Source organism: Pseudomonas argentinensis (genome assembly GCF_001839655.2).
GTDB classification, from domain to species: domain Bacteria; phylum Pseudomonadota; class Gammaproteobacteria; order Pseudomonadales; family Pseudomonadaceae; genus Aquipseudomonas; species Aquipseudomonas argentinensis_B.
The window spans coordinates 795,194-811,805 of record NZ_CP056087.1; the positions used below are offsets into that span (position 1 = coordinate 795,194).

The 16,612-nt window shown below is 64.5% G+C and carries 14 protein-coding genes and 1 pseudogene; 3 read left to right on the top strand and 12 right to left on the bottom strand.

All coding sequences use genetic code 11. The features are described 5' to 3' along the window. Positions 1 to 77: 77 nt before the first annotated feature. Positions 78 to 260 (bottom strand): sulfur starvation response protein OscA, encoded by a 183-nt coding sequence (gene oscA / locus SA190iCDA_RS03670; protein ID WP_070885043.1) that lies wholly within the window; start codon positions 258 to 260, stop codon positions 78 to 80. 254 nt (positions 261 to 514) lie between these two features. Between oscA and SA190iCDA_RS03675 the strand changes: the two are divergent. Together SA190iCDA_RS03675 and SA190iCDA_RS03680 are read left to right on the top strand one after the other, a co-directional pair. Further along, positions 515 to 1,097, top strand: a pseudogene (locus tag SA190iCDA_RS03675) (alpha/beta hydrolase). A 64-nt stretch (positions 1,098 to 1,161) separates the two neighbouring features. Beyond that, on the top strand, positions 1,162 to 2,103 hold the full coding sequence (locus SA190iCDA_RS03680) for a sigma-54-dependent transcriptional regulator (RefSeq protein WP_070885044.1): 942 nt from the start codon (positions 1,162 to 1,164) through the stop codon (positions 2,101 to 2,103). A 286-nt stretch (positions 2,104 to 2,389) separates the two neighbouring features. Here the strand turns inward: SA190iCDA_RS03680 and modC are convergent, their stop codons facing one another. The 7 genes from modC to SA190iCDA_RS03715 form a co-directional block, all read right to left on the bottom strand. Beyond that, positions 2,390 to 3,484: a molybdenum ABC transporter ATP-binding protein gene (modC, locus tag SA190iCDA_RS03685; RefSeq protein ID WP_070885045.1), complete on the bottom strand. Its 1,095-nt coding sequence runs from the start codon at positions 3,482 to 3,484 to the stop codon at positions 2,390 to 2,392. After that, positions 3,481 to 4,164, bottom strand: coding sequence for a molybdate ABC transporter permease subunit (gene modB / locus SA190iCDA_RS03690; protein ID WP_070885046.1), 684 nt, complete (start codon positions 4,162 to 4,164; stop codon positions 3,481 to 3,483). Before modB ends, modC begins: the two co-directional genes overlap by 4 nt. 268 nt (positions 4,165 to 4,432) lie before the next feature. Further along, complete coding sequence (gene modA, locus SA190iCDA_RS03695; protein WP_070885047.1) at positions 4,433 to 5,188, bottom strand: molybdate ABC transporter substrate-binding protein; 756 nt, start codon at positions 5,186 to 5,188, stop codon at positions 4,433 to 4,435. A gap of 186 nt (positions 5,189 to 5,374) precedes the next feature. Next, complete coding sequence (locus tag SA190iCDA_RS03700; protein WP_070885048.1) at positions 5,375 to 6,235, bottom strand: glycine betaine ABC transporter substrate-binding protein; 861 nt, start codon at positions 6,233 to 6,235, stop codon at positions 5,375 to 5,377. Positions 6,236 to 6,443: 208 nt separating this feature from the next. Next, the gene (locus SA190iCDA_RS03705) at positions 6,444 to 7,388 is read right to left on the bottom strand and encodes a choline ABC transporter substrate-binding protein (RefSeq protein ID WP_070885049.1); all 945 of its coding nucleotides are present in this window, start codon (positions 7,386 to 7,388) and stop codon (positions 6,444 to 6,446) included. Positions 7,389 to 7,431: 43 nt separating this feature from the next. Next, positions 7,432 to 8,313, bottom strand: coding sequence for an ABC transporter permease (locus SA190iCDA_RS03710; protein ID WP_070885050.1), 882 nt, complete (start codon positions 8,311 to 8,313; stop codon positions 7,432 to 7,434). 1 nt (position 8,314) lies between these two features. Beyond that, entirely contained in the window at positions 8,315 to 9,511 is a 1,197-nt protein-coding gene (locus tag SA190iCDA_RS03715; RefSeq protein WP_070885051.1) for a quaternary amine ABC transporter ATP-binding protein, read from the bottom strand. 1,271 nt (positions 9,512 to 10,782) lie between these two features. On the opposite strand from SA190iCDA_RS03715, the gene SA190iCDA_RS03720 reads away from it, so the two are divergent. Continuing rightward, a complete protein-coding gene (locus tag SA190iCDA_RS03720; RefSeq protein ID WP_070885052.1) occupies positions 10,783 to 11,883 on the top strand; it encodes a GlxA family transcriptional regulator in 1,101 nt (366 codons plus the stop codon). 356 nt (positions 11,884 to 12,239) lie between these two features. Here SA190iCDA_RS03720 and SA190iCDA_RS03725 read toward each other — a convergent pair whose 3' ends face one another. Genes SA190iCDA_RS03725 through dgcB form a run of 4 tightly spaced genes read right to left on the bottom strand, consistent with a single transcriptional unit; the run spans position 12,240 to position 16,555 of the window. Beyond that, the gene (locus SA190iCDA_RS03725) at positions 12,240 to 12,488 is read right to left on the bottom strand and encodes a hypothetical protein (RefSeq protein ID WP_070885053.1); all 249 of its coding nucleotides are present in this window, start codon (positions 12,486 to 12,488) and stop codon (positions 12,240 to 12,242) included. 39 nt (positions 12,489 to 12,527) lie between these two features. Further along, complete coding sequence (locus SA190iCDA_RS03730) at positions 12,528 to 13,301, bottom strand: electron transfer flavoprotein subunit beta (RefSeq protein WP_070885054.1); 774 nt, start codon at positions 13,299 to 13,301, stop codon at positions 12,528 to 12,530. A 50-nt stretch (positions 13,302 to 13,351) separates the two neighbouring features. Beyond that, complete coding sequence (locus SA190iCDA_RS03735) at positions 13,352 to 14,581, bottom strand: electron transfer flavoprotein subunit alpha/FixB family protein (protein WP_070885055.1); 1,230 nt, start codon at positions 14,579 to 14,581, stop codon at positions 13,352 to 13,354. Beyond that, positions 14,582 to 16,555, bottom strand: coding sequence for a dimethylglycine demethylation protein DgcB (dgcB, locus tag SA190iCDA_RS03740; RefSeq protein ID WP_070885056.1), 1,974 nt, complete (start codon positions 16,553 to 16,555; stop codon positions 14,582 to 14,584). It lies immediately after the preceding gene. Between the last annotated feature and the right edge of the window lie 57 nt (positions 16,556 to 16,612).

The following is a 16,612-nucleotide window of genomic DNA, read 5'->3' on the forward strand; positions in this document are numbered from 1 at the left end:
GCCGGCATTCGCGGGTTACATCGCCAGTACGGGTAACGGTTCATGCGGGCGGCCCGTAGTCGGGTGGCGAAAGGCGCTCAGGCGTTCTTGTTGCCAGGCTGCTGGAGGCGGAACTTCTCCTTGCGCTCGATCTGCACCACCTGGCCGTTGTGCACGGTGATTTCCACCGAACCGAACTTGAGGCCGTTCAGGGTGCTTTGGATTTCACGCAGGATGGTGGCGTCATCCTGGCCTTCCAGATTGCGAAGCGTGGCGGTCATGGCTAAAGGCTCCTTGCCCTCGAATCGTGATGCGACGGCTGTCGGCGGCGGGGCGTGGGTCGGATACTAGGAGACCTGAAATATTCTTAAAAATACTGTTTAAGAACATTTATATTCATTTTTAGTATATGTAATCGATTGGGTTGCCCAATTGGATTTTGGTTTTCGGAGCATAAGCAAATAAATTCTTATTCTTTTTAGATCGGTCGATGCGCTCCTACACTGCAGGTCACGCAGATATGGAGGGCGCTCTGATGCGCAGTGAAACGGTTCGCTACCTGATCGTGCCGGGCTGGCAGGGCTCGGCCGATGACCATTGGCAGAGCCATTGGCAGCGCAGCCTGCCCAATGGCGCGCGGGTCGAACAGCGCGACTGGCTGACGCCGCGCCGTGAAGATTGGGTTGCCGCGCTGGAACAGCAGATCGCTGCCGACCCGCGCCCGGCGATCCTCATCGCCCACAGCCTGGGCTGCGTCACCGTGGCTCATTGGGCGGCCCAAGGCTTCACCTGCTGGCCTGCGCCGTGTTCGGGGTGCGCTGCTGGTGGCGCCGGCCGATGTGCAGCGCGCCAATTGCCCGGAGGCGCTGCGCAACTTCGCGCCGATTCCCCGTCGAACTCTGCCATTTCCCAGCCAGCTGGTGGGCTCGGACAACGATTCGGCAGCCAGTGCGGCACGCGCCATCGAACTTGCCCGCGACTGGGGCAGCGAAGTCGCCATTCTCAGCGGTGCCGGGCATATCAACGTGAAGTCCGGCCATCAGCGCTGGGATCAAGGCTTCGCCTACCTGTTCCGCCTGCAGGGCCGCATCGAGCAACAGCTGCGCCTGCGTGCCTGAGACGCGCCTGATCGGCAGCACGCCCCTTGCCACCACGCGGCCTGTGCGTCATGGAGAACCCCTTATGAGCCTGTCTACGGCCGCTGACCCCTCCTTGCTGATTTTTCCCGACGCGGACAAGAGCGTGCTGAGCATCCGTGCCAAGGCGCTGGTCTTCATCGATCCGCGTACCCGGCGGTTGCGCGAGGAGGTCGAGCGCCTTGCCGGCTTGCCGGTGCCGATCCTGATCGAGGGCGAAACCGGCACCGGCAAGGAGTTGCTGGCCCGGCATATCCATCGCTCCAGCGAGCGCCCCGGCCTGTTCGTGGCGCTCAGCTGCAGCGGCCTGAGCCCCAACCATGGCGAGGCCGAACTGTTCGGCCACACCGCCGGCGCCCACCAGGGCGCGCCGAGCAGCCGCGCCGGCTGGCTGGGTTCGGCCAATGGCGGCACCCTGTATCTGGACGAGATCGCCGACCTGCCGTTGCCCTTGCAGACCCAGTTGCTGGGCGTGCTGGAAACCGGCGAAGCCTGGCGTGTCGGGGCCTCGGCGCCGACCCCGGTGGACGTGCGGCTGGTCGCGGCCACCAGCATCGACCTGTGGCGGGCGGTCGAGGCCGGCAAGTTCGACGAGCGCCTGGCCCATTACCTCAGTGATGGCCACCTGGGGTTGCCGCCGTTGCGCGAGCGGGTCGGTGATGTACTGCCACTGGCCGAGTACTTTCTCGGCATCTATGCCCAGCGCTTGCGGCTGCCCCTGCCGAGCATCACGCTGGCTGCCCAGCAGGTGCTGGAGCGGCATGACTGGCCGGGCAATACCCGCGAGTTGGAGAACGTGGTGCATTTTGCCCTGCTGGTCTGCAGCGGCGAGGAACTCGACGCACGCCACCTCAGCCTGCCGGCCGCGGCGCCGCTGAAGCGTATCGAGCATGCTCTGGAGCAACTGCTGGATGAGGGGGAGGCCGGGCAGCTCGCCGCGCTACGCGAGCTGCTGCTGCGGGCCGAACAGCGGCTCGCAGGTTGGTGAGCGTAGGGTGGGCGGAGGCGCCTGTCAGGTTGCTGGGCGTGCCTCTGGTCGTCGTCGCGCCGTAACCCACCATCGACGCAACTCGGCCTATCGCCTGCTGGGTTACGCGGCGCGCGGGGACGCGGTTATTCCAATACTTGGCTTGGCGCCGCTCCACCCACCCTACGGATGGAGCCGTGTGGTGATTCTGTGGGAGCGCGCCATGCGCGCGAACGCTTCGCGGGCATGGACTAGGCGTTCCCACCCGCTCCACGGTGGTCTCGGTTTGCCGCCGCCACAACGCGTCTTACGACGCCAGCAACGATACCGATTTCACCTGCGCCCACAGCGGCTGTCCAGCGCGGATAGCCAGTTGATCGAAGGAGTAGCGGGTGATGCGCGCGATGATGCGCTGTTCGCCCAGCTGCAGTTCCACCAGGCGGTGCGCCGCATTGGGCAGGTCGAACCAGCGTTCGACCCTTGCCGGCAGCAGGTTGAGCACGCTGCTGTCGCGGGCCTGCTGCAGGCTCAGGCTGATGTCCCGCGCCTTGATCTTGATGCGCACCTGACGGCCTGCCGGCAATGGCGCGTGGGCCAGGCGCAGGCAGGCGTTGCTGCCCGGAAGGCGGATGTCGAGCAGGTCGTACTGGGCGTCGTGGCGCTCGACCTGGCCGTCGATCACCGCTTCGGCATCGTCCTCGAAGATGAACGGCAGGTCGCTGCGCATCAGGGTTTCCTTGAGCGGCCCGCTGGCCGTGACCCGGCCTTCGTCGAGCACCACCAGGTGATCGGCCAGGCGCGCCACCTCGTCCGGGGCGTGGCTGACGTAGAGAATCGGAATGTCGAGCTCGTCGTGCAAGCGTTCCAGGTAGGGCAGCACCTCGCGCTTGCGCTTGAGGTCCAGCGCCGCCAGGGGTTCGTCCATCAGCAGCAGGCGCGGACTGGTGAGCAGGGCCCGGGCCATGCCGACGCGCTGGCGCTCGCCACCGGACAGCCGCTCCGGCAGGCGCTCGAGCAGGTGCTCGATGCCGAGCAGCTCGACTGCCTGCTCGAAGGGCACGCGGCTTTCGGCCCTGGCGATGCGCTTGAAACCGAACTCGAGGTTGCGCCGCACCGACAGGTGAGGGAACAGGTTGGCATCCTGAAACACGTAGCCGACCGGGCGCTGGTGGGCCGGTAGCCAGATGCCGCTGGCGCTGTCCTGCCAGGTGTCGCCATTGATTCGCAGGTAACCGCTGCCCGCGCGTTCCAGGCCGGCGACGCAGCGCAGCAGGGTGGTCTTGCCGGAGCCGGAATGACCGAACAGGGCGCTGACGCCGCGACCGGGCAGGTGCAGGTCGACCTGCAGGGTGAAGCCCGGGTGAGCCAGTGTGAAGCGTGCCTGTAGCTGCTTGTCGCTCATATCCACGCCTTCTGGCCGCGCCGGTTACCGGAGTAGAGCGCCAGCAGCACCAGGAAGGAGAACGCCACCATGCCGCCGGCCAGCCAGTGGGCCTGGGCGTACGCCATGGTTTCCACGTGGTTGTAGATCTGCACCGAGGCCACCTGGGTCTTGCCGGGAATATTGCCGCCGATCATCAGCACCACACCGAACTCGCCGACGGTATGGGCGAAGCCGAGGATCGCCGCGGTGAGAAAGCCCGGCCTGGCCAGCGGTAGCACCACGCTGAAGAAGGTATCCCAGGGCCCGGCGCGCAAGGTGGCGGCAGCCTCCAGCGGCGCGCGGCCGATGGCTTCGAAGGTGTTCTGCAGCGGCTGCACCACGAACGGCAGGGAATAGAACACCGAGCCGATCAGCAGCCCCGCGAAGGTAAAGGTCAGGGTGCCCAGGCCAAGGGCCTGGGTCAGTTGGCCGAAAAAGCCACTGGGCCCCATGCTGATCAGCAGGTAGAAGCCGATCACCGTCGGCGGCAGCACCAGGGGCAGGGCGACGATGGCGCCAATCGGCCGCTTCAGCCAGGACTCGGTACGCGCCAGCCACCAGGCGATCGGCGTGCCGACCAGCAGCAACAGCACGGTGGTCAGGGTGGCCAGCTCCAGGGTAAGGAGAATGGCGGCGAAGTCATTGGGGCCCAGGGGCATTCAGTGGCCTTTCAGCTGTGGTAGAGGGGAAGAGCGTCGGAGCCGGCTGCTGATCTTCCGACTTGGGCTCCGGTATTTCAAATCAATGGCTGCAAAGGGGCGGAAGCGGCCATTGAGCTTCAAGCCGCAAGCCTCAAGCTGCAAGAACAAGCTAGAGCACTGCGGACTGCTTTTAACCTGTAGCTTGCAGCTTGCGGCTGCTTGCGCCACATAGCTGCCACCCCTGTGCTCTGCTGCATCGGCCCGCAGGAGATCTTTGACATGCTCTCTAGAGCTTGTAGCCATAAGCCTTGATGATTTCCGCGGCCTTCGGCCCTTTCAGGTACTCGACCAGCGCCTTGGCGGCTGGGTTGTCTGCGCCTTTCCTGAGGATAAGCCCATCCTGGCGGATCGGCTGGTACATCGCTTCGGGCACCACCCAGGCCGAACCGGTGCTGATCTGGCCGTCCTTGTAGACCTGGGAGAGGGCGACGAAGCCCAGCTCGGCGTTGCCGGTGGACACGAACTGCAGCGCCTGGGTGATGTTCTGGCCTTCGACGATCTTGCCCTTGAGTGACTCACTCAGGCCCAGCTTGTCGAGTGTCTGGGTGGCGGCCAGGCCATAAGGTGCGGCCTTCGGATTGGCGATGGCCAGGTGCTTGAAGTCGCCTTTGCCGAGCACCGCACCCTGGTCATCGACGAAGTCTTCCTGCGGCGACCACAGCACCAGGCTGCCGATGGCGTAGGTGAAGCGCGAACCCTCCAGGCTCTGGCCTTCCCGCTCGAGCTTGGCGGGGGTGCTGTCATCGGCGGACAGGAACACCTCGAAGGGTGCGCCATGGCTGATCTGTGCATAGAACTGCCCGGTGGCGCCGTAGGAAGCCTGCACGCTGTGCCCGGTGTCCTGCTCGAAGGCGCTGGCGACGGCCTGCATCGGCGCAGTGAAGTTGGCAGCCACTGCGACCTGAACCTGGTCGGCGAGGGCGCTGCCGGTGGCGAAGCTGGCACAAAGGGTGAGAAGCGAACGAGCGAGGCGGTGGCGCATGGGGGCTCCTGAGCGAAGGGCCACGAGAGGCGGCCACTGGCGATACCGCTATATACAAAAATATATGGCGGTAGGAAAGCCAAACCATCGGGTATCGAGCGATAGGGGGGTTAAAAGGGCGGAAACAAGAATGCCAGTCAGCGGACTGACTGGCATTTGTTGAAGCGACGGGGAGCGGGCGTCAGCTTATTTCAGCCACTCGGCCACGCGATCCGGGTTCTTCTCGATCCACTGCTTGGCCGCTTCGTCCGGCTTCACGCCGTCGCGGATGGACAGCATCACCGCGCCCACTTCCTCGGCGCTCCAGGAGATCTTCGCCAGGAAGGCTGCGGCTTCCGGTGCCTTGGTTTTCAGGCTTGGGTTGGCGACGGTGTCGACGTGCTCGGCTTCACCAAAGACGTTCTTCGGGTCTTCCAGGAAGCGCAGCTTCCATTGCGCGAACATCCAGTGCGGGATCCAGCCCGTCACCACGATCGGCTTCTGGGACCTTTCCGCGCGGGTCAGGGCGGTGGTCATCGCCGGGCCCGAGCTGGGCATCAGCTTGATGCTCTTGAGGTCGTACTCCTTGATCGCTTCTTCGGTGCGGCGCATCACGCCGGCGCCGGCATCGATACCAGTGATCTTGCCATCGAAGTCCTTGGCATACTTCTCCAGGTCGGCGATGGTCTTGGCTTCCACGTAATCAGGCACGATCAGGCCGATCTTGGCGCCGTCGTAGTTGGTGCCCAGCACGGTGACCTTGTCCTTGAGCTTCTCGTAGTACTCGCCATGGGTGGCCGGCAGCCAGGCGGACAGGGTGGCATCGAGGTCGCCGCGGGCGATGCCCTGCCACATGATGGCCGGTTCCACTGGCTGCAGGGTCACGTCGTAACCGAGCTTGGTCTTGAGGATTTCACCCGCGACATGGGTGACAGCGACGCTGTCGTCCCAGCCGTTCACGTAGCCGATCTTGAGGGCCGGCTTGTCGGCGGCCATGGCACCGGACATACCCAGGGCCAGGGCAGCGGCACCGAGGCTCTGCAGGCAGAGGCGTTTGAAATTGTGCATAGGTCTTGCTCCGTCAGTGAGTGGCAGTTCAGGTGGTTTACTGGCTCGTTCTGATCGCGGGCCTTGCGGCACCAGCTGTGCAGAGCAGGGCATCGCCCTGTTGGCACCGGCGCAGGGGGTTCGAGCCCCCGGCTGACAGGCGATGCGTGCCGCGTCGCCTGCCGTACCTGACCCGCCCAGGCGCAGGCGGGTCGTGGTGAGTGCGGGCTCAGAGCCCGACGAATTTCTTCACGGCGGCCGCACCGTCCTGGCCGTCGAAGGTGGTCACGCCCTGCAGCCAGGCGTCGAGCACCTGCGGGTTGGCCTTGATCCATTCCTTGGCGACCTCGGCGGGATCCTGCTTGTCGAGCACCTTCTCCATCAGCTGGCTTTCCATCTCGACGTTGAACTGCAGGTTGTTCAGCAGCTTGCCGACGTTGGCGCAACGCTCCTCGTAGTCGGTGGGCACCACGGTGTAGACCTTGGCAGCGCCGTAGTCCGGGCCGAACACATCATCGCCGCCGGACAGGTAGGTCATGTCGTACTGGGTGTTCATCGGGTGCGGCGCCCAGCCGAGGAACACCACCGGCTCCTTCTTGCGGATCGCGCGCTGCACCTGCACCAGCATGCCGGCTTCGCTGGACTCGACCATCTTGAAGTCGCCCAGGTCGAACTTGTTTTCCTTGATCATGCCGTCGATCAGCAGGTTGCCATCGTTACCCGGCTCGATGCCGTAGATCTTGCCGCCCAGCTGATCCTTGAACTTGGCGATGTCCTGGAAGCTCTTCAGGCCCGCTTCGGCGGCATAGGTCGGCACCGCCAGGGTGTACTTGGCGCCTTCCAGGTTGGGCTTGGCCAGCACCTTGACGCTGTTGTCCTTGGTGAACGGCGCGATCACCGAGTCCATGGAGGGTGCCCAATAGCCGAGGAACACGTCGATCTGTTTGTTCTTCACGCCCGTAAAGGCGATCGGCACCGAGGCCATGGTCTTGCGTGGCGTGTAACCCAGGCCCTCGGTCAGGGTCATGGCCACGCCGGTGGTGGCGGCGATATCGGCCCAACCGATTTCGGCGAAACGCACCTGCTTGCAGCTCGCCGGCTCCTGGGCCCAGGCGCCCTGGATCAGGGCGCAGGACAGCAGGCCGACACCCGCTGCTTTGTGGAATATGTTCATCCGCGAATCCTTGTGTGATTGAAAGGACGCTGAGTATGGCCTTTTACTGGCGCTGCAGTCGCGCACTCAGCCAGCTCAGCCAACCGGCGCGATTTGCGGCGGTCTGCGGCGTACCGAAGCTCTCGGTGATGCGGTCGAGGATGATCGCCAGCAGCACCACGGCCATGCCACTTTCGAAGCCCAGGCCGATGTCCAGACGCTGGATGCTCGCCAGCACGTCGTTACCCAGGCCGCCGGCACCGACCATCGAGGCGATGATCACCATCGACAGGGCCATCATGATGGTCTGGTTGACGCCCGCCATGATCGACGGCATGGCGTTGGGCAACTGCACCTTGAACAGCAGCTGGCGGCTGTTGCAGCCGAACGACTGGCCGGCCTCGACGATTTCCTTGTTGACCTGGCGGATGCCCAGGCTGGTCAGGCGCACGGCCGGCGGCATGGCGAAGATCACCGTGGCGATGATGCCGGGTACCCGGCCGAGGCCGAACAGCATAGCCGCCGGTATCAGGTAGACGAACGCCGGCATGGTCTGCATGAAGTCGAGAATCGGCCGGATGATGGTCGACACGCGCTCGCTCTTGGCGGCCCAGATGCCCAGCGGAATGCCGATCAGCAGGCTGATCAGGGTCGCCGAGAAGGTCAGGCCGAGGGTCACCACCGTCTGTTCCCAGAAGCCGGTCATCACGATCAGCACGAAGGCCACGGTGGTGAACAGTGCGAAACGCAAGCCGATGCGCCACAGGCCCAGGGCCACGAAGATGGCGATCAGCAGCCATGCCGGCGGCAGCATCAGCACGTTCTCGATCGCTTCGGAGAAGCCGCTGACCACGCTGCCCATGCTGTCGAATACGCCGCTGTAGTTGTCCAGCATGTGCTGGACCGCGTCGTTCACCCAGCTGCCCAGATCCAGTTTCTCGCTCATGTCATTCTCCCTGCAGACGGGTCAGGAGGCGGCCCTTGCTGATGGCGCCGCTGTAATGGCCATCCCTGTCGACCACCGGAATCGGACCCTCGTTGTCCACCAGGCGGTTGATCACCTGATCCAGAGGCAGGTCTTCGGGAACCGGGCTGATGGCTTTCAGCACGTCACCATCGAGTGCCGGGGAATCACCACCTTCGACCAGCAGGGCGATCTTCTCCAGGCTGATGGAGCCGCGGAATTTGTTGTCTTCGTCGACGATGAAGGCGTAGTGCTTGTCCTGCGCCTGTAGCTCACGGCACACGGTCTGCGCGTCGGGCGCCTTGCCGTTGTGCACGTACACCGGCACGCTGTTGGCCTTCAGCTGGCCTGCAGTGAGATAGCGGCTGGTGTCGACGGTATCGAAGAAGTTGCGCACATAGTCGTTGGCGGGATTGTCGATGAGTTCCTGCGGCGTACCGACCTGGACGAGCTTGCCGCCCTCCATGATGCCGATGCGGTTGCCGATGCGCATGGCTTCTTCGATATCGTGGGAGACGAAGATGATGGTGCGGCGATGGGTCTTCTGCAGTTCCAGCAGGATGTCCTGCATTTCCCGGCGTTTGAGTGGGTCGAGGGCCGAAAAGGCTTCGTCCATGATGATCATCGACGGGTCGACCGCCAGGGCACGGGCCAGGCCGACCCGCTGCTGCATGCCGCCCGAGAGCTCGTGGGGAAATTTGCTGGCGAAGGTGTCCAGACCGACCTGCTTGAGCACCTGCATGGCGCGTTCTTCACGCTCCTTGCGTCCCTTGCCGGCGACTTCGAGGCCGAATGCGGCGTTGTCCAGAACGGTGCGTGAGGGCATCAGGGCGAAGGACTGAAAGACCATGCTCATGTCGCGACGACGCAGGTCGATAAGCTGATCCTTGGGGAGTTTGGCGACGTTCTGGCCGTCGATGTAGACATTGCCGGCGGTGGGTTCGACCAGCCGGTTGATCAGGCGGATCAGGGTGGATTTACCCGAGCCGGAGAGGCCCATCAGGACAAAGATTTCGCCCTCTTCGACGCTGAACGACACGTCACTGACGCCGATCACGGCGCCCTTTTCAGCGAGGATCTTGTCCTTGCTCCAGCCTTGCTTGAGCAGGTCGATGGCATCTTGCGGCTTGTCGCCGAATACCTTGTAGAGGTTTTCGACGACGATTTTTCCAGACTGCATGGGATGGTTCCCCTTCAGTAGACATCAGAGCAGTCACAGGCAACTTGCCGAGCGCCCACCGGGCGCCCGTCATGCAGTGCAGACTGTTCTTGCTTGTGGGTATATACACGGTTCCTGGGTTTGGACAGCGTTCTGTCACATGGCCTTCAGCAGGCACTCGAGCGCGCCCCAGAACGGTTGCCGAGGCAAACGCCATAGGTGGACGTGACGAATGATGTAATGCGTTGCCGTGGTGCAAACTGCTTTCCAAACCCTCTGGCAGTGTTACGAAGCCCAATCCTTTGGGTATTCACACCTCATCCGAGATGCGCGTACATCCGAAATTTCTTGTTGGGCTGGCGCCCTGTTGCGGTAGCCAGCACTTATCTGTTCTTCGGTCCAGGGCGGTGGGCCCCAGTCTGCCTCCCTGGTCAAGAGCGGCAGCGACGAAATCGGCTGACTCAACGATATAGTCTTGCGGTCGTGGCAATTATCGAATTACGACCCTGACGTGTTGGGCGACGACACGAAGCCGCCACCTAAAAAACCATAACAGATTCTCTCCGCTCTTGGCCAAGGCCGGAGGCCGCGCATGGCGCGGCTCTCAGCTTTTCGACCGAGTGCAGGCCAGAAGCCACGCGGGCTGCAGCAAATTCCAGAAAAACGTATGTAAAGCTGTTGGTCACGGGCAAAAAGCGTATCAGTGGCGGTCGTTTTCAGGCTGATTGGCGGCGCATCTTATCGCCAAAGGGCACTGGCCGGCAGACATTCCTAGCGCGCTGCGGCCATCGCTCGGCATTCGCCGCAGGGTGTCGATCACCGTTTCGCCTGATCGAAATCGCCCTGCTCGACCCTTTCGATCAGGAAAGGGAGCAGGCTACACAGCGGTGAGCATTTTTTGCTCAACCGGGGCTGCTTTCGCCAGCTTTTGGTGCACATGGAGAGTCGGCCGATTTGTCGCCTGCGTGACCGGTCAGTCATGTTTTCCTCGGCCGGTACGGTTACCCGCTCATGGTGTGGGGAACACCGTTACGCCGGGCACTGCTACCAAAATGCTCAAGCCCTTGTGGCATGGCACATTGCGCCTATTTGCCAAGCCACCTCGGCGTTTCGCCAGAGCCCCGCCAACGGGAGTTTTCAGCGCCAGGCTTTTCTTTGTTGAACGAGCGTTCAATGTCGGCATGGCCTTTGCGTTATATACGCCATCTGCTTGACTGCCAGTCAGGCGTAACTACAAGAAAACAGAGCCTCGCCATGGAGGCTCATAACCTGGTTAGCGTGAGGGTTCACCGATGTCCCAGTTCAATCAGGGAGCGCAGCTCCAGAGCCGTGTTCCTCAGTCCATCGGCTTTCTCCTGCTGGACAACTTCACCCTGATTTCCCTGGCATCGGCCGTGGAGCCCCTGCGCATGGCCAACCAGCTCTCCGGCAAGGAACTGTATCGCTGGTACACCCTGACCCTCGACGGCCAGCCGGTTTGCGCCAGCGACGGTTTGAAGATCACCCCCGATGCCAGCACGGCCACTGCACCGGCACTGAGCGCAGTGATCGTCTGCGGCGGCGTGGATATTCAGCGCAGCGTCACCCGTGATCACGTGCATTGGCTGCAGGCCCAGGCCCGTCAAGGCCGGCAACTGGGTGCGGTGTGCACCGGCAGCTGGGCGCTGGCCAAGGCCGGTCTGCTCGACGGCTACGATTGCAGCGTGCACTGGGAATTCCTTGCCGCCATGCAGGAGGCGTTCCCCCGCGCCGCCATCACCACGCGGTTGTTCTCCATCGATCGCAACCGCAATACCTCGTCCGGCGGCACCGCGCCGATGGACATGATGCTGCACCTGATTGGCCGCGAGCATGGCCGCGAACTGGCGGCGGCGATCTCCGAAATGTTCATCTACGAGCGCATCCGCAACGAGCAGGATCACCAGCGCGTGCCGCTAAAGCACATGCTCGGCACCAACCAGCCGAAGCTGCAGGAAATCGTCGCGCTGATGGAGGCCAATCTGGAGGAGCCGATCGACCTCGACCAGCTGGCACTCTATGTGGACGTGTCGCGTCGTCAGCTGGAGCGGCTGTTCCAGAAATACCTGCACTGCTCGCCGTCGCGCTATTACCTGAAGCTGCGCCTGATCCGCGCGCGCCAGTTGCTCAAGCAAACCTCGATGTCGATCATCGAGGTGGCGTCGGTCTGCGGCTTCGTGTCCACGCCGCACTTCTCCAAGTGCTACCGCGAGTACTTCGGTATTCCACCGCGTGATGAGCGTGCTGGTAGCAGCGCCAACGTGGTGGCGCTGGTGCCTGTGCACGATGAGCTGCTGCACGAGTCGTCCACGGCCATGGCAGCGCTGAGTCGTGCCCAGGGCGAGTCGACATTCGCCAGCGTGCGGGTGGTCTGATCACCGCTATTTTCCTGCATCGCGCAGAAAATGCTCAATCCCCGCAGACGTCCGAGAGCCGTGGCGTCTGCGCTGTCTTTCACAGATTATCCACAGTTATGCACAGAGTATTTGTTCGCAAAATATCGGTGAGCTGAATACCGCGGTGCTTGCCGGTCTGGCCTGCCTGAAGCCCCGTCAGGCCGGCCGTTTCGCCGAGTGCATCGAGACGTTGCTGGACGATAAACCGTCAGGTGGCCAGGCGGTCCACGTGTGTTGGCGTTGCGCGCTTATCCAACAGTTTATCCACAGGCCTGCGCACTGTATTTATGATCAAACGACGACCCCCGTTTCAGCAGGCGTGCGGCGCTGGAGGGTCAGCTACGCGGCACCAACGCCGGCAGCAAGGTGCGGGAGATGGCTTCGCGTACGGTCGGCAGCACGGTCGCGCTGCCGGCCAGAATGTCTTCGACCATATGGCGCAGGGCGAGGGCCCGTTCCGGGCACAGGCCGGTCACCGCGTATTCGCAGGCCTGCTCGGCGGTGGCGCCGCTGGGAACGCTGAAACCCAGGGCAATCAGGCGTTCGCGCAGGTCTTCCTGGTCGATCAGTTCGGTATGCATCATCGTGGCTGTCCTCGTGGCAAGTTCGAATTCGGCGTGCCGTCAGCGCAGCACGCCCTCATCCAGCAGTAGCTTGAAGATAGCCTCCGCACCTTGCTGTGGCGAGACGCCGGTGATCACCTGACCACCACCGCCCGCCGCCTTCGCGGTCGCCGCCTTCATGCGCTCGGCGCCGGTCTTGGCCTTGATCACCTTCAGGCGCTTGGGGCGCGGTCGAGCTGGTTGCCATTGCGCATCGGCATACAGCGGATCATCGACCAGTTCCACCGCTTCGCGCTCCAGCGCACCGCGCCGGGCCGGGCCGAAGGCGCTCTGGCGCGCCGCCGGTGCGGCCGCATCGACGCTGGCGACGAAGGGCAGGCGTACCTTGAGGCGCCGCCGCTGCCCGCGGGGCAGGGCCTGCAGCACCTGGGCGCTGCCGCCCTCGATGTTTTCCACTTCCGCCAGGCCGACGATCAGTGGCCAGCCCAAGCGTTCGGCCAGCAGGTAAGGCAGCATGCCCGAGCCTTCGCCGGTTTCCGCCTGGCTGCCGGTCAGCACCAGTTGCGCCTTGGCCAGCTGCAGGTGCTCGGCCAGGGCGGGCAGGGCGTCGGCCTCGCGGCTCTGTTCGAGGACGGTCAAACCGGGCAGGCCCATGCCCAGGTAGGCGCGCAGGGTCTCTTCTTGCGGGTCGCCGGCATGCACCACGTTGAGTTTCTCACCGGCCAGCTTGAGGCCCAGCTCCACGGCGCGGGCGTCCTGCTCGGCGCGCCGCGGCCGGCCCGAGGCAGGGTGGGTGCCGATGGACACCAGGGCGACGACGTTCAGATCAGCCATGCTGCGACCCCCTGTATTGTTTTTCGCGGGCATGGCCCGCTCCCACGTATTCATGCGGCATCGCGCTTCATCCCGTTGCGGTGGGCTTCCACCCGCTCGATCAAGGCCTGGAGGATCGCGGCGGCGTCGCCGATTACCGCCAGGTCGGCGCGCTTGATCATGTCGCAGCCCGGATCCTGGTTGACCGCCACCACCTTGTCGCAGGCGCCGATGCCCTGCAGATGCTGGATGGCGCCGGAGATACCGACTGCCACGTAGACCCGGGCGGTGACCCAGGTGCCGGTGGCGCCGACCTGGCGGGCCCGGGGCATATGACCGTCGTCCACCGCCACCCGCGACGCGCCTTCGGTGGCGCCCAGGGCGACGGCGGCGCGGTGGAACAGCGCCCAGTCCTTCACGCCGTTGCCACCGGAAAGGATGAATTCGGATTCGGCCATGGGAATCTGCGCCGGGTCGACGGCGACCGAGCCCAGGTCTTCGATACGTGGCAGGTTGCGCGCCACCTGTGCCGACAGCTCGACCTGGCGTGCCTCGTGGCGGGTTTCGCTGACCGGCTCGGCGCACTCGGCGGCGGCCAGGATCAGCCGCGGCGCCACCTGCGCGATATCTTCGCGGCCCGCACCGGCGCGGCCGGTGCTTTGCCCGTCCTTGACCTGCCAGACGCGGGTGGCCGGGCGCTCGCCCAGGCTGGAGGCCAGCCGGCGGCCCAGTTCGCCACCGCCGGTGCGGCTGTCCGGAAGCAGCCAATGGCGCGGGTTGAACTGGTTCTCGACGGCGCGCAGGGCCAGCACCCGCTGTTCGGGCGAGTAGCCGCTGTATTCGTCGCCTGCCAGCTGCAGCAGGCGGTCGACGCCGGCGCTGTCGAAGGCGGATTCCTTGTGCTCGCCGAATACCACGGCCAGCACGGCGCCGTGCTGGCCGGCCAGCTGATGGGCGAGGCCGAGCAGGTCCTTGTCGTGGCTGCTCAGGCGACCGCCCACCATGTCCGGAACCACGGCAATGACGAACGCCGGCTGCTCGACCACATGCAGCGGCAGTTGCACGACCGCGCTGGTGCTCTGGCGCTTGGCGGCGCCGCCCTGCTGGGCACCGCTGCGGTCGATGCGCTTGATGCCGGCCGGGCCGATAAAACCGGCGGCGGCCGCATGGGGGTTCTTGCGGACGATGCCGTTCGGCCCCATCCACTGAATCTGCTGGGGCTGCAGGGCCGCGTGCAGCGGGTGCAGACGGTTGCGGGCGATGCGCTCGGCGCGCGGGTCACGGCGGATGATGTCAGTCATTCAGGCCACCTCCACGGCAGTGGGTTGCGCGACGGGTTTATTCTGTGGCACTTCGCTTTCGATCAATACCTCGGCAACCAGCTCGGCGATGTCCTTGATCTGCGGGCGCGGTTCGACCACGCCTTCGAGCATCACGGTGCACTGCGGGCAGCCGACGGCGACCAGCTCGGCGCCGGTTTCCTTGATGTCTTCCATGCGCATGTCGGGAATCCGCTGCTTGCCGGGGATGTCGGTGATCGGTGCGCCGCCACCACCGCCACAGCAGCGCGAGCGGAAGCCGGAGCGGGCCATTTCCCTGACCTCGATACCGATGGCCTTGAGCACTGCACGGGGCGCCTCGTACTCACCGTTGTAACGGCCCAGGTAGCAGGGGTCGTGATAAGTCACGGAGCCGCCACGCTGTGCAGAAAGAGGGTGCTGACCCAGGTTGAGGCCGCCGCGCTGCATCAGGGTGTCGATAAAGGTGCTGTGGTGCATGACCTGGTAGTGGCCGCCCAGGGCGCCGTACTCGTTCTTCAGCACGTGGAAGCTGTGCGGGTCGCAGGAGACGATGGTCTTGAAACGGTACTGGTTCAGGGTGGCGATATTGCGCTTGGCCAATTGCTGGAAGGTCGCTTCGTCACCCAGGCGGCGGGCGACGTCGCCGCTGTCGCGTTCCTCCAGGCCGAGCACGGCGAAGTCCACGCCGGAGGCCTTGAGGATCTTCACGAAGGCACGCAGGGTGCGCTGATTGCGCATGTCGAAGGCGCCATCACCGACCCAGAACAGCACCTCGGCGCTGCCCTTGTCGGCCATCAGCGGCAGGTTCAGGTCCGCCGCCCAGTTCAGCCGGCCGCCGGGTGCGAAGCCCCCCGGGTTGTCGGTGGCAATGAGGTTTTCCAGCACTTCGGCGCCCTTGTTCGGCGTCGAGCCTTTTTCCAGGGTCAGATGGCGGCGCATGTCGACGATGGCATCGACGTGCTCGATCATCATCGGGCATTCCTCCACACAGGCGCGACAGGTGGTGCACGACCATAGTGTGTCGGCGTCGACCAGCGCCTTGCCCTGCAGCGAAACGATCGGCTGGTGCGGGCCGCCGCCATGTTCGCCCAGGGGTTTGCCCGGATAAGGCGAGCCGGCGAAGTTGGCGTCGTTGCCGCCGGCCAGGCCGATGACCATGTCCTGGATCAGCTTCTTGGGGTTCAGCGGCTGGCCGGCGGCGAAGGCCGGGCACATGGCTTCGCACTTGCCGCACTGCACGCAGGCGTCGAAGCCGAGCAGCTGGTTCCAGGTGAAGTCGGTGGGCTTTTCGACACCCAGCGGCGCTTTCGGATCGGTGAGGTCGAGGGCCTTCAGGCCGGTGGAGCTACCGCCAGCAAAGCGCTCGCTACGGCGGTGCCAGGCCAGGTGCAGGGCACCGGCGAAGGCGTGCTTCATCGGCCCGCCCCAGGTCATGCCGAAGAACAGTTCCGACACGCCCCAGGCCACGCCCACGGCGAGGATGGCGGCGAGCACCCAGCCACCGAAGCCGGCGGGCAGAACCCCGGCCACCGGCAGGGTGGCGATAAAGAAGCTGGCGGCGAACATCAGCAGGCTTTTCGGCAGGCGCATCCACGGGCCTTTGGACAGCCGCGCCGGCGGATTCAGGCGGCGCCTGGCGACGAACAGGGCGCCGGTGAACATCAGCACCGTGGCGGCCAGCAGGGCGAAGCCGAGGATGCGGTTGTGCAGTCCGAAACCATGCACCGCGACGGCCAGCACCGCTGCCAGCACGAAGCCGCCGGCGGTGGCCACGTGGGTCCTGGACATGTACTTGTCGCGCTCGACCACGTGGTGCAGGTCCACCAGGTAGCGGCGCGGCATCTGCAGCAGGCCTTTGACCCAGTCGACCTGGGCCGGCCGACCGCGGCGCCACATGAAAAAGCGCTTGGCCGCGCCAATGACCGCAAGGGCCAGGGCGGCGAACAGCAGGATTGGCAGAATGGTGTTTAGCATGAGAGCCCCCGAGGGGCAGCTACAAGCTTCAAGCTGCAAGCCTCAAGCTGAAAGCGA